The organism is Limibacterium fermenti (assembly GCF_041902845.1).
Classification (GTDB): domain Bacteria; phylum Bacteroidota; class Bacteroidia; order Bacteroidales; family Dysgonomonadaceae; genus Limibacterium; species Limibacterium fermenti.
On sequence record NZ_CP159486.1, the window covers coordinates 646,322 to 660,499 of the forward strand.

At 43.7% G+C, this 14,178-nt stretch carries 10 protein-coding genes; 6 read left to right on the forward strand and 4 right to left on the reverse strand.

Features of this window, described 5'->3' with window-relative positions:
• Window positions 1-94: 94 nt before the first annotated feature.
• The 3 genes from ABNK31_RS02970 to ABNK31_RS02980 form a co-directional block, all read right to left on the reverse strand.
• A complete protein-coding gene (locus ABNK31_RS02970; protein ID WP_418894250.1) occupies window positions 95-697 on the reverse strand; it encodes an RNA polymerase sigma factor in 603 nt (200 codons plus the stop codon).
• A 174-nt stretch (window positions 698-871) separates the two neighbouring features.
• Window positions 872-1,867, reverse strand: coding sequence for a sensor histidine kinase (locus ABNK31_RS02975; RefSeq protein ID WP_418894251.1), 996 nt, complete (start codon window positions 1,865-1,867; stop codon window positions 872-874).
• A complete protein-coding gene (locus ABNK31_RS02980) occupies window positions 1,864-3,231 on the reverse strand; it encodes a sigma-54-dependent transcriptional regulator (RefSeq protein WP_418895351.1) in 1,368 nt (455 codons plus the stop codon). The genes ABNK31_RS02975 and ABNK31_RS02980 overlap by 4 nt, the downstream gene beginning before the upstream one ends.
• 238 nt (window positions 3,232-3,469) lie before the next feature.
• Here ABNK31_RS02980 and ABNK31_RS02985 point away from each other — a divergent pair, with 238 nt between their 5' ends.
• Window positions 3,470-4,933, forward strand: coding sequence for a TolC family protein (locus ABNK31_RS02985; RefSeq protein ID WP_418894252.1), 1,464 nt, complete (start codon window positions 3,470-3,472; stop codon window positions 4,931-4,933).
• A gap of 160 nt (window positions 4,934-5,093) precedes the next feature.
• Window positions 5,094-7,256 carry a TlpA family protein disulfide reductase gene (locus ABNK31_RS02990; RefSeq protein ID WP_418894253.1) on the forward strand — a complete coding sequence of 721 codons (2,163 nt, stop codon included), beginning with the start codon at window positions 5,094-5,096 and terminating at the stop codon, window positions 7,254-7,256.
• Window positions 7,257-7,261: 5 nt separating this feature from the next.
• On the opposite strand, the gene ABNK31_RS02995 is transcribed toward ABNK31_RS02990, so the two are convergent.
• Entirely contained in the window at window positions 7,262-7,384 is a 123-nt protein-coding gene (locus ABNK31_RS02995; RefSeq protein ID WP_418894254.1) for a hypothetical protein, read from the reverse strand.
• Window positions 7,385-7,490: 106 nt separating this feature from the next.
• Between ABNK31_RS02995 and ABNK31_RS03000 the strand changes: the two genes are divergently transcribed.
• The 4 genes from ABNK31_RS03000 (at window position 7,491) to ABNK31_RS03015 (ending at window position 14,092) form a co-directional block, all read left to right on the forward strand.
• Window positions 7,491-8,741 carry an efflux RND transporter periplasmic adaptor subunit gene (locus tag ABNK31_RS03000; protein WP_418895352.1) on the forward strand — a complete coding sequence of 417 codons (1,251 nt, stop codon included), beginning with the start codon at window positions 7,491-7,493 and terminating at the stop codon, window positions 8,739-8,741.
• A 176-nt stretch (window positions 8,742-8,917) separates the two neighbouring features.
• Window positions 8,918-11,365 (forward strand): ABC transporter permease, encoded by a 2,448-nt coding sequence (locus tag ABNK31_RS03005; RefSeq protein WP_418894255.1) that lies wholly within the window; start codon window positions 8,918-8,920, stop codon window positions 11,363-11,365.
• A gap of 73 nt (window positions 11,366-11,438) precedes the next feature.
• Window positions 11,439-13,847 (forward strand): ABC transporter permease, encoded by a 2,409-nt coding sequence (locus ABNK31_RS03010; protein WP_418894256.1) that lies wholly within the window; start codon window positions 11,439-11,441, stop codon window positions 13,845-13,847.
• Window positions 13,848-13,903: 56 nt separating this feature from the next.
• Window positions 13,904-14,092: a hypothetical protein gene (locus ABNK31_RS03015; RefSeq protein ID WP_418894257.1), complete on the forward strand. Its 189-nt coding sequence runs from the start codon at window positions 13,904-13,906 to the stop codon at window positions 14,090-14,092.
• Window positions 14,093-14,178 lie beyond the last annotated feature (86 nt).

The window sequence follows — 14,178 nt, forward strand, 5'->3', positions numbered from 1 at the left end:
GGACATAAATAAACAGAAAAATAAAGTCTTTAACATTCTGTCGTGTCAAAACGAATCCATAATAGCAGTATAGTTGATAGTAAGGAACGTTTCCTTAAAGATGAAAAGAAAATGCGAACGCTATCCAGAGTAGTGTTGGCATGTTGTCATTCGAGGCAAATTCACGAAGTTTTTCTAATGACCGGTAGATCAGTTTGCGGACGGACTCCTGACTGATATTCAATATATTTGCAATATCCTCATATTCCAATTCCATCATATAGCGCAAATATACGGCTTCACGTTGATGGGATGTCAAATTATCGAGTAGTATTTGCACTTTCTTCTTTAAAAGTTCAGCTTCTTCGTTATCAATAAGATTGTCGAGAATGGAAACTTCAGTCAAGAAAGGTGTTTCCTGATAGTTTGTAGAGAGCGAAGTGTCTTCAGAATGTTCTTTTTGTGCTAAATCCAATAAACGGTGCTTGTACGACCGGAATATATAAGAAGGCCCATTCTTTATATGTTGCAACTTTCCCCGTAAGAAATAGATCTTATAAAACACATCTTGAATAGCATCCTTACAGGCTTCTTCTTGAAATCCCATACTTATTCCGTATGAATACATATTATCCACATAGCAATTATAGATTACGGAAAAAGACTTTTCATCTCCGTATTCTAAAAACTGTTGCCAATTGAATTCTATATCCGTCATTTTCGCTCGAAGTTAATCGGGATGTTTAAAACAACAACAAAAATAGACAATTAATTTTTCTTTCAAAAACAACCTCTTGTATATGTGAAGGATTTTTTTTCAAAAACAATTATAGGATAAGACTTTCTAAAGAGGGTAAAAAGGGGGGGGGTGGGGGGAGTATAACCTATGGCATTATCCGGGAAAAGATAGCGTGAAAGCACTCCCTGTTTCATCTGACTTTACCGAAATAGTCCCTTTATGGCGAATCATCATCTGGCGAGTGAGGCTTAGTCCTATTCCCGATCCGCCTTGCTTGGTCGTATAAAAAGGAATGAATATTTTGTCTAATGCTTGTGGGGCGATGCCTGACCCATTATCGAATACGGTAACTTGAACGATATTTCCGACCTGTTCTGCTTTTACCGTAATAAGCGGAGAAACTTGTGAAACGGTTGCTTCTCTGGCGTTTTTCAGAAGATTGATCAGCATTTGTTCCAACATGTTCCGGTCGGCTACAACAATCAGGCGTTCAGGGTAACTCGTATACGCGAACCGGATGCCGTTGGCAGAAACCAATTGCTGCAAATGTTTTAAGAGGGATAATATGTCGATCGGCTGTTTTACCGGATCGGGAATACGGGTGAGCTGACGATAATTCTGCACGAAGGAAAGCAGTCCCTTACTCCGCCGGTGAATCGTCTCCATGGCTCTTTTCATCAATCGATATTCCTCTTCCGAAGGCATTCCGTTTGCGGCACGTTCGGCGATGGTTTCGGATAAGGAGATAATCGGCGCGATACTGTTCATGATTTCATGGGTCAGTACAGTGATGAGTTTTTGCCATGCCTGTGTCTCCGCCTCGTCCATCAAGGAGTCGTGGGTCCGGTCGCGGAAGATTTGCAACGCGTCTTCCATCTCTTTCGATAAACGCCCCAACTCGTCTTTCGATTGATTGTCGGCAAAATGAAAAGAGAAGTCGGAGTAGCGGATACCGGCGATCATGCGTTCCATCTTTTCGATTAGCTTGCGTCGGCTGTTATATAAGGAGGTGGCAAGGAGTATGATAAGGATAAGCACGAGGATTGCCGAAAAATACAATCCTTTCACAAAAAGTGCCGCACCGGCGATCGACAAAGCTACGATGCCGGATATTTTTAGAATGAAAAGATGTTTGCCGGATAGTTTCATGTCGTATGTTTTTCTATTTTCCGGTATAAAGAGAAGCGCGAAATACCCAACAAATCGGCTGCTTGGCTCATGTTGCCGCCGCTTACTTTCAAAGCCTGTTCGATAGCGCTTCTTTCCAATTCTTCCAAATTCAGATTATCCGTCTTTTTCTTGCCGGGGCCTTGAACGGGAACAAGCATAAAATCATCGGCGGTAAGGGTGTATGCGCCCGATAAAATGACGGCTCGTTCGATGGCATGTTGGAGTTCGCGTACATTGCCTTGCCATGCATATTCCTTTAGTTTGCGTTGTGCCGAAGGAGCGATGTTTTTGATTTCCTTTTTATATTTACGGGCATACAAGTGAAGGAAATGGTCGGCAAGCAATAGAATGTCGTTTCCCCGTTCGCGTAATGGCGGGACATGCAGTTGTACGGTGTTGATGCGGTAGAGCAGGTCTTGGCGGAAGTCGCCTTGAGCAGCCTGTGAATGGATGTCGGCATTGGTCGCACAAATAAGGCGGACATCAATGCGGATAGGGCGGGTCGCCCCCAAGCGGATGATTTGTTTTTTTTCCAAAGCCGTCAGCAGTTTTGCCTGCATGGTGGGAGTAAGGTTCCCTATTTCGTCGAGGAATAAGGTGCCTCCGGAAGCTATTTCGAATCTTCCCGGTTTATCTTTCTTGGCATCCGTAAAAGCTCCTTTTTCGTATCCGAACAATTCGCTTTCGAATAGTTGTTCGGGAATGCTTCCCAAATCGATATGCACGAAAGGCTTGTTGACACGGGGGGATGAGTAGTACAGGAAGTTAGCGATAAGATCTTTTCCGGTTCCGTTTTCTCCGAGAATAAGGATATTGGCATCGGTATCTTTCAGGCGATCCATTTCATGGAAAAGCTTTTGCATCGACTCGCTTTCTCCGATGATTTCGGGTAGAGGCGGACGGTTGCTTTCCAATGCCGCCACTTGTTGTTTCAGTTGGTTGACTTCGTTGTGGCTTTTGCGTAATGAAATGGCTGATGAGACGGTTGCCAGCAGTTTGTCTTTTTCCCACGGTTTGGGAATAAAATCCGTCGCCCCTTCTTTTATGGCGCGAACCGCTTTTTCGGTATCGGCATAAGCGGTGATGAAAATAACGATGGCCTGCGGATCGATTTCCCTGATTCTCTTCAGCCAAACAAAACCCTCTTCTCCGCTGCTGGCATCTTTGTGAAAGTTCATGTCCAGTAAAATCACATCGGGATGGAAAGAGGCCATGAAGTATTCGATCCGTTCCGGTTGCGTGGTGACTTTCACCTTTTCTACATACGGCTGCAACAATAGGTTCAATGCGAAGAGAATATCTTCGTTGTCATCGATGATGAGTATTTTTCCATGCTTATCCATATCTCCGTTAGCGTATTTTGAAACGATGGGCCGATTATTCTTAATTGAATGATCCTTTTCGTTTAACCGGAATAAAATGCCCGATGCAAATGTAGTCAAAATTTCTTTATCGGGCGTGTGCGATATCGAACGATGTGTGTGCTTTTTCGCACATTTATAGTTTGGCTGTTCTATTGATAATCTATTTAAATATAATGATTTATGGCTTTGGCATTGATTTTGATAAGAGATTTCGTACATGAAGCGATTTTCAGTCATATTACTCTTCGGATTTTCCTTCGCCTTACTGGCGGCGCAGGATACGATTTGCCTGACGTTACAGGAAGCGGTTGCATTAGCCCGTACGCAGTCGCCGCAAGCCGTGGCCGCCCGTCATCAATATAAAGCGGCCTATTGGAATTGGCGATCGTTCAAGGCCGAATATCTTCCAAGCCTAACCCTCAATACTTCTTCGGCTCTCAACCGTTCGATCAGTCCGGTGACGCTTCCCGACGGCTCGGACAGTTTCGTGCATCGGAATCAACTCCTTAATGGCGGAACGTTGACGGTTAACCAGAACATTCCTTTATTGGGCGGAAGCCTTTTTGTGGAAACGGGATTACAACGGCTTGATCTGTTTTCCGATAAAACACTCTCTTACAAATCTATTCCTGTCGTGATTGGGTATTCGCAGAACCTGTTCGGATATAATCGTTTGAAGTGGAACAAAAAGATAGAACCGGCTCGGTATTCGCAAGCGCGGAAATCGTACGTCGAAACGTTGGAACTGGTAGCGGCACAAGCTGCTTTGAAATTTTTTCAGTTGGCGACCGCGCAAAGCAATCTGTATTCGGCGCAAGTCAATTATGCTACGGCCGACACGCTTTTCACGTATGCCAAAGGCCGGTATGAGATAGGAACGATCACCGAAAACGAAATGCTGCAACTCGAAATCAATTATCTTTCCGAACAAACCAACCGGATGAATGCCCGCATCGAGACGGATGATTGTATTCAGAATTTACGGAGTTTTTTGGGAATAACCGATCATGTCGAAATCCTGGCTATCATCAGTGAAAAAGTCCCGGCCTTTATCGTTTCTCCGGAAGAAGCATTGCATCTGGCACAGCAAAACAGTCCCGATATCGAGTCGTATTACCTGCAACAAATGCAGGGGGAGAGCGCAGTTGCGCAAGCGAAGGCTTCACGCGGACTGAAAGCGGATTTATATGTGGAATTCGGCCTTACGCAAACCCATTCGGTTTTGAGTAATGCGTACCGTCATCCGTTGGATCAACAGTTGGTTAGTCTTGGTATCCGCATCCCGCTGCTTGATTGGGGGGTAGGAAAAGGGACGGTAGAAGTGGCGAAAAGTAATCTCGAAAAGATAAAAATCGAACGGGGACAGGCACAAACCGATTTTGATGCGAATGTGATCAAAATGGTTAAACAGTTCAATTTGCAAGCCGACAAGGTGGCGCTCGCGCAAAAGACGGCGATGCGTGCCGCCCGGCGTCATGAGGTCGCCTACCGGCTGTACTTGTTGGGGAAGTCTACCGTACTCGATTTGAACGCCGCCATCGCTGAAAAAGACAGTTCGCAGCGGAGCTATATTAGCGAATTGCAACGCTTTTGGAGCTTGTATTTCGGGTTGCGAAGCATGACCGGATGGGATTTTGAAAAAAATAACCCCTTACAGGCTCTGAAAGAAACTTTTGAGTAACTTTATCCATTGTTGGTAATCAGAATGACAAGAAAGTGTTGCTACCTCCCTTTTCATAACATTCAGGGATGTCGCGAAAAGTTATGGGTGGGGTAGGGATAAATGATATAATGAAACATGAATAATTTAATGATCGAAAATTCAATAAAAAACAAACCTTATGAAAAAAGACATCTTGAGCGTATTATTTTTATTATCCGTTTTAATTCCTGTGGCGGGTAAAAACCGTGTGATCAATCATCCCGCATACGAAGTGAAGAATTCAGGTATTGACAATATTGTCAAAATCGATTTGTCGGATCAAGAAACACGTGTGCATGTAAGAACCACTTTTATCCCCGGCTGGTGGGTGAATTTTCCTAAAACAACTTTTATTCAACCGGAAGGAAGCTCTGAAAAATTATTGGCGACCGGAATTGAGAACGGTGAATTCGACAAGGAGATTTATATGCCTCAATCGGGTGATTCCCTGTTTGTCCTTTCGTTCCCTGCGTTGGATAAATCCGTAAAGAAGATAAATTACGGGGAAGGCGACAAAACCATTATTTTCGGCGTATCCTTAGAGAAAAACAAGCAAGTAGAAAAAGAGCATAAGGCGATACCGGATAAGATTGCAGAATGGCTGGACACGGAAATTGAAAATTCAAAAATCAAGGAAGCGCTGCCCGATTACCGGTCGGATCGGTTCTTTACCCGCCAGCCGGGACGTTTGGCGGGTTATATCAAAGGGTACGATCCCCGATTAGGATTCAGTACGGGAATTATCTACGCGGGTAATGTGATCACAAATGAAGATTTCCCGGTTACGGTGGAAATTCATCCCGACGGACGTTTTGAGGCTGATATTCCCATGCAATACCCGACTGTTTTTTATGTAAGTGTCAATGACAAGCCGATTAATTTTTATATGGAACCCGGTCACACATTGGCTATGGTGTTAAATTGGGAAGAATTTTTAACGGCCGATCGTTTGCGGAATATATCGTATAAATTCAAGGAGATTGAATTCAAAGGGGGATTGTCTGATATCAACCGTCAATTAGCAAAAGTTGAACTCAAGAGAATACCATGGAAGGAGATTCAGGAAAAATCCAAAACATTAAATCCGAAGGAATACAAAGCGTTTGAGCTGCAAGTTATCGATGAAAACAGAAAGTTGGTCCGGCAAAGCGATTTATCGGCTAAAGCAGCAACGCTTTTGACAAACGAAGCGCTTTTGACTTATGGTACCAACCTGCTGGAATATGCAAGCAATTACAACCAACGCTTATTGGAAGACACTACCATTCAAACTCCGTTGCCGGTTGATTATTACGATTTCCTGCAGCAGATGCCCCTGAATGACCCTTCATTATTGTGTCCATCAAGCGCATCCGTATTTGTCAACCGTTTTGAATTTTGCGATCCTTTTACCTCTATATGGAAACAATTGTCCTATTCCACCGGTAGTTCTGCACAACAGTTGAAAAATGAATGCAAAGATCGTTGGACAGAAGAGGATGAAGAGGTGCTGAAAATTGAAGAACAACTGTCGCATATAACGAATGACGAGGAAAGGACGAAATATTATGAAACTCATGCAGCAGCCTTCGAATCATTTAATCAAAAATATGCATCGCAAATTAAAAAAATCATTGAAAACAAACAAAGGGAGGTCAATATAAAAGAGATTCAGCTACGCGATTCGGTCTTCACCCATGTGCTCCGTCTTACCACACCCAATCTCATTTATGATATTACCAAAGTACGCGGATTGCAATCCGATTTCCGTAATTTATCGGACAATAAAAGCGCGGAACAACTTCTTGCAATCACAACAAAAGATATTCGAAATCCTTTTTTGACCGCCGAAGCCCTGAGACTTTATACGCAGAAGTTTCCCGTAGACGGTGTAACCACATACGACTTGCCCGAAACGAGAGCCGGAAAATTATTCAGGGAAATGACAGCCCCGCTAAAAGGGAAGTATATCGTAGTCGATTTCTGGGAATCGTGGTGCGGACCTTGTGTAGCAGGAATAAAACAGAATAAAGCGTTACGGGAAAAACTGAACGATAGCAAGGAAATCGCTTTCCTTTTTATTTGCAGTGAGGAAACGCCGGAAGATACTTACAAAAATTATGTAGCTGAGCAAGGCCTGAAGAATAGCTATCGACTGACAAAAGACCAGTATCACAGAATGCGCGAACTCTTTAAATTCAATGGCATTCCGCATTACGAATACATCAATCGCGAGGGAAGAGTAATGACAAAAGGCTTAAATATTTATAATCTGGAAGGGACTTTAACCAATTTATTAGAAAAAGAAAACGCGAAAAAGTAAATTTCTCAATATGAAGCAATAAAGTTCCACGAATTTTTCACTTGCGTGAAGGGAGCCTGTTGGGAACCCGTAATTTGCGCATGGATAGCGACCGGAAATGCCGCGATATCGTATGATAACCCTGCCATTCGATATAGAATGTATTTTTAAGGAATTGGAATAATGGATGATTTACAAAAAACGAAAAAACAGATGTACGAGCATGATACGTTTCACGAGTCGCGTGATTCATCGATGGACCGGCAGTTGCCTAAGCGGTCGGTTTTTCAGAAATACAAATATTATTTCCTGGGCGGAGTGGTCTTTATCGCTTTTCTCGTTTACGTAGCGATTGCCGTTTCGGGAGGACGGAAGTTGCGCATTGATACCGATAAAATCGGTATTGCCGATGTGAAGCAGGATAAGTTCCTCGATTATGTCGATACGGAAGGCATCGTACAGCCCATCCTTACCCTCAAACTGAATACGTTGGAAGCGGGCATGGTCGATCGCATCGTAGCCGAAGAGGGCGCCATGCTACAAAAAGGCGATACCATACTCGTGTTGCATAATCCCGAACTCGAACGTATCATTGAAGAACAGCAGGATGAATGGGAAAAACAACGCATTCTTTATCAGGAAAAAAAGGTGGAAATGGAACAAAAAACCATACTCTTGAAGCAGCAAACGCTTCAGGCCCGGTACGAGATGAACCGGTTGGAGAAAGATTTCGTGTTGGGACAGGAAGAGTTTAAGATGGGTGTGAAGAGTAAGGCGCAACTCGACCTGCAGCGCGAGGAATATGCGTACAAAACGAAAAGCACGGCGTTGCAACTCGAAGGATTGCGGCAGGATAGCGCCGCCACGCTGTTGAGCCGCGAACTGATGGATGCCGATTTGGTGCGTGCGCGGAAGAAAACCGATCATGTGCGCGGACGCACGGATGATTTAGTGGTGCAGGCGCCGCTCGACGGGCAATTGAGTTTCCTGAACGTAACTCTCGGGCAGCGTGTCGGCCAATCGGAGAACATCGGTGAAATAAAAGTGATGGATAATTTCAAACTCAATACGCAGTTGAGCGAATATTATATCGATCGTATTACGGTAGGGTTGCCCGCTTCGGTGACTTATCAAGGGAAGAAGTACCCGTTGCGGGTGTCGAAGGTCGTGCCGGAAGTGAAAGACCGGCAGTTTCAAGTGGATATGGTCTTTACCGGCGAACAGCCCGACAATGTCCGCATCGGCAAAAGCTTTCGCGTACAGGTGGAACTCGGGCAGCCTGAGTCGGCGGTGGTCATTCCCCGGGGCGATTTCTTTCAGTCGACGGGCGGGCAATGGATTTATAAATTGAATAAATCGGGCGACCGGGCGATACGGACAGCCATCACTATCGGGCGCCAGAACCCCGTGCAATATGAGGTCTTGAGCGGGCTTGAGGACGGCGACAAGGTGGTTGTGAGCGGATATGCCGGCTTCGGGGATGCGGAGGAGTTGGTGATTCGGTAATTAGCAAATTAGCGAATGTGTAAATTAGCAAATTAGCAGATTGGCAAATGTGTAAATTGGGTGATAGGTCGATATGTTGATAGCGTTTCGCGGATAATTATCTTCGGCGATAATGCTGCGCGATAGAATTGATGATAAATGTAAGAATAGGAGAATGATCTTGAATTAGAATCGATATGAAGTTACTAAAGACAGCGTTTCGTTCGCTTGGGAAATTTCGATTATATACGGTGGTGAATATCATCGGGCTGTCGGTGAGTCTGGCTTGCGTGATCCTTATCGCCCGGTACGTGCATCAGGAGACGACGGTGAATCATTTTGCGAAAGACCTCGACCGAACCTATATGATGTTCTATCAGGATCAAAAAGGGCGAAGCCGCTACGGAGGAGCTTATAATCCGAATAATGATAAAGATTATACCGATCCGCATACCGATCCTTCGGTGGAGGCGGTTACTTCTTTTGTCCCTTTCGATAAGGATTTTATCGTATTAGGCGAACATACCTTCGATGTGAAACTGATTGCGGCGGACAGCGTTTTCCTGCAAATTCTTCCTTATCCGGTGTTGTATGGAAGCAGCAAATTGGTTTCCCCGCAAGATGCGATCCTTACGGAGGAGTTTGCCCGGAAATTATTCGGGAATACGAATCCCGTGGGAAAAACCTTCACGTATTCTTCGGGCGATGTGTTGAAAGTGTCGGGCGTGATACGAAAACCGATATTCAAATCATTCCTTCAATTCGACTTATTGGTAAACCGACTCATGAAACCAAACGGCTTTTGGGCGCGATCACAACACGATTTGGTTTTGCTTTATTCCGGTGCCGATGTGGAAGACTTTAATAAACGAAACGGAGAATTTAAACACTATTCTCATTTCAGAGAGCTGCTCGTTCGCTATCAGTTGTTTGCGTTGAAAGACGTTTATTTCGACCGCTCGAATTTTCTCTATGAAGAAAGCAACGATTCTGTTTTTGTACTCGGAAATAAAGCAAGTATAAAGGTTGTCTTTATCGTAGGCATTCTGATTTTATTGATAGGGCTGTTCAATTTTGTCAATATTTATACCGTAGTAGCACTTAGACGAGGCCGTGAATTCGGCATCAAGAAAGTTTTCGGGGCAAATAAAACGCAACTGTTCCTGCAACTCTACATGGAGAATCTTTTTATGGCGGTGATTGCGGTGTTTCTGGCATGGGCGCTGATCGAATTAAGCGATGTGTTTTTGACAAACCAATTGGGCATTGCCGTGCAAGGCGATCAACGGTTTGACCTGTGGCTTTCTTGCCTGATTCTATTGGTTTTGCCGTTCATTACTACCCTCTATCCGTTTTTACGGTATGCTTTCTCCACGCCTGTCACATCGTTACGGTCGGTAAATGTTGGCGGCGTGTCGTTGGTTTCGCGATCGGCTTTTCTCTTTCTTCAATATGTTATCACATTCGCTTTATTGGTTACCGCCTTGTTCTTTATGAAACAACTGCGGTTTATGCTGGACGCCGATCCGGGATACGACACGAAAAATGTGATTATCTGTAAATTGTTATACGATAATCATTTTAATGATATAAAAAGTAATGAAGAGTATGAAGTCAGTCATCATAAAATGAAACAAAATGAAGAGCTGATCAGGCGTAAGCTGAACGAATCGCCGTTGTTTTCCAATTGGTTACTCGGCGAACCGCCTTATAACCTGAAAACTTCCACTCCGGTGGCACGTTCGGGTAGGGAGGATTATAAAGAAGTCGCGATAGAATGGTTTTCGAACCACTATATGCGGATGTTCGGACTGCAACTGTTGGAAGGGCGGTTCTGGAATGATTCGATCGATATCTGGGGACAGTATAAATGCATAATCAACGAATCGGCAAAAGAACTTCTCGAAATAACCGATATCCACTCGCAATCCTTGCAAACAGGAGAAAGGATATGGTTTTCTTCTTTGGAAGGGGATATGAAACAGAATCCTCCGTACGAAATTGTGGGGGTCATAAAGGATTTTCAAACAGGCCATCTTTCTCAAAAGACCGTGCCGTTAATGATTTCTTATGAGGAGGATATTGAGTACGATGCAGACTTTCTGTACGGGCCTCTCATGGCGAAAATCATTCCTGGTCGTGAAAAAGAGGCCGTCGCTTATTTGCGTGATATTTTTACGGAGATCAACGGCGATGCGGAGTTTACTTATAGCTTTTTGGAAGACGATATCGCTGCACTTTATAAAGACGATAAGCGCGTAAGCCGCGTGTATACCACGTTTGCCGTAATTGCGATACTGGTTTCGTGCCTGGGGCTGTTTGCACTGTCGCTGTTCGATATCCGGCAACGGTACCGGGAGATTGCGTTGCGGAAAGTCAACGGCGCGACGACGAAGGACGTGTTGCACCTGTTGTTGAAGAAATATATATGGTTGCTGGCGGGGGCTTTTGTTGTTGCCGTTCCGGTATCGTATCTTTTTATAAATAAATATCTGGAAGGGTTTGCCCATAAGGCTCCGGTATCGTGGTGGCTGTTTGCTGTTTCGGCGGTAGTCGTAGTGGGAGTGTCGCTGCTGACGTTGGTGTGGCAGGTGAAAAAGGCGGTGCGGATCGACCCGGCACGGGTGCTGGCAATGGATAATTGATAATGGAGAATGCAGAATGCAGAAGATGTACAAAAGGAGAACAGAATCCTGAAATTATTGAATTATAATTGATATGAAGTTACTAAAAACTGCGTTTCGTTCGCTTGGGAAATTCCGGTTATATACGGTGGTGAATATTATCGGGCTGGCAGTGAGCCTGGCTTGCGTGATCCTTATCGCCCGGTACGTGCATCAGGAGACGACGGTGAATCATTTTGCGAAAGATTTAGAAAGGGTCTGTATGATGACGATCGAACAAGATAATCGTCCCACGCGATTAAGCGGTGTGACAGATATCAATCGTCAAAAAGATTTTATCAATCCGTTGGAAGATCCGGCTGTAGAAAAATTTACATCGATCATCTCTTTTATAGATGACCAAATTTCAGTCGCCGACCATCAGTATAACGTAAATATATTTGTTACAGATAGTGTTTTTCTGCAAATGATACCTTATCCTATTATCCTTGGACACGGCAGCATGCTTGCGCCTGAGGACGTCGTTATCACATCCCGATTGGCTAAAAAGATTTTCGGGAACACGAATCCCATCGGGCAAAAAATCAAATATGCATCGGGAGATATTTTAAACGTAGCGGGTGTACTGGGTATTCCGAAAACCAAATCGAGTTTCAATTTTGATATACTGGTGAACGATAACCTTCGAAAATCTTGGATGCGACTCCCTTATCAGATTGTAAAATTGCATGATGAAGTCGACATAACGGATTTCAATAAAAAATACGGGGAGTTCCGGAGTTTACCAGAGTATCATGGAAGCCTTACCCGTTATCAACTGCTTCCGTTACGGGACTATTATTTTGATAACTCTCTTTTTATGTCTCGTGCGGAAGGAATGTTTCTTCAGGGAAACCGTACAAACGTGGTGGTGTTGTCGATTGTGGCTCTCCTGATCTTATTGGTCGGATTGTTTAATTATATTAATATTTACACGGTCATTACGTTGAGGCGCGGTCGTGAATTCGGTATTAAAAAAGTGTATGGAGCTAAGGGCTGGCAGATTTTCGGACAGATATATTTCGAAAACTTGTCAATGACGGCTATTGCTATTTTTTTGGCATGGTTTGTTTTGGAAATTTTCAGAAGCCTTTTTTCCGAACAATTTGCGTTAACACTACATCCCAACTTTACGTTCGATATACTGTTATCTTTTATCCTTTTATTGATTCTTCCAATTATAACGGGTATTTATCCTTTTTTCCGATACCATTATGCTTCGCCGATTACTTCATTGCGCTCAGTCAATGTCGGTGGCGTATCGCTTATCTCTCGATCGGCCTTTTTATTTTTGCAGTATGTCATTACCTTTTGCCTTATCATTATATCGATATTCTTCATGAAACAACTTCGTTTTATGCTTCAAGCCGACTTGGGTTACGATATTGAAAATGTCGTCGTTTGTAAAATATTCCATCAAAGTAATTATTATAATGTAAATGATGAAGAGGAATATCGAAAACGTGAAAGCCGCCATAGAGAAATAACCGAAATCATCGAAAGAAAAATGAATGCTTCTCCGTTGTTTACTCAATGGTCGTATGGTGATCCGCTCTATTCGATAGAGGCTTCTTTACCTTTAACAGTAGAAGGAGGGGAAGCTCACAATGTGGCTGTCATTTACCGGTCGCGCAAGCAAATGGATTTATTTAACTATCAATTATTGGAGGGACGCTTATGGGATACAACTGACATCGCTGTACAGTATCGGTTTATCATTAACGAAACGGCCAAAAAAATATTTAATATCGAAGATATACATACTGCTTATTTACAACCCGAACATCGTCTTTGGTATGCACGAGGCGATATGAGTATCAATCCGGCGTATGAAATTGTGGGAGTGGTAAAGGACTTCAATACCGGACATCTTTCCAAACCGACAACGCCAATAGCCATTATGTATGAAGACGAATATATGCAGCGAGAAACGATGATGGCGAAGATTGTATCCGGAAAACGGAGTGAATCAATAGATTTTCTGAAAGAACTGAATAAGGAACTGTATGGGGAAGCCGATTTTGAATACGCTTTTATGGAAGATGAAATTGCAGCGCTATATGATGAAGACAAAAGGATAAGTCGCATTTATAACACCTTTGCGGTGATTGCGATACTGGTTTCGTGCCTGGGGCTGTTTGCCCTGTCGCTGTTCGATATCCGGCAACGGTACCGGGAGATTGCGTTGCGGAAAGTCAACGGCGCGACGACGAAGGACGTGTTGCACCTGTTGTTGAAGAAATATATATGGTTGCTGGCGGGGACTTTTGTTGTTGCCGTTCCGGTATCGTATCTTTTTATAAATAAATATCTGGAAGGGTTTGCCCATAAGGCGCCGGTATCGTGGTGGTTGTTCGCCGTATCGGCGGTAGTCGTAGCGGGAGTGTCGCTGCTGACGTTGGTGTGGCAAGTGAAAAAGGCGGTGCGGATCGACCCGGCGCGGGTCTTATCAATGGACAATTGATAATGGACAATGGACAAGAGGTAATCGTCTAAAAAAAACAAATAAATAGATACAAGATGATAAATAATTATATAACTTTACGGTCGTTATCGCTAATTGGTTGGATAACCATGGAGAAGTTTATTAATAAAATAGTGCAGCGGGGCACACGGAATGTTAGCGCGTGTCGTTCGCTCACCTCGACAGTCGCAGCCGTGGCGCTGGCTTTGTATGGCCGAAAAATCACTAAACCCGACTTATCATGAAAGTAAAATCATTTGGTCTTTTTCTCTTTTTACCGTTAGTTCTGTTTGGTCAGAAGGAAAGTAATAAATCCCTGCGAGAGTGTTTA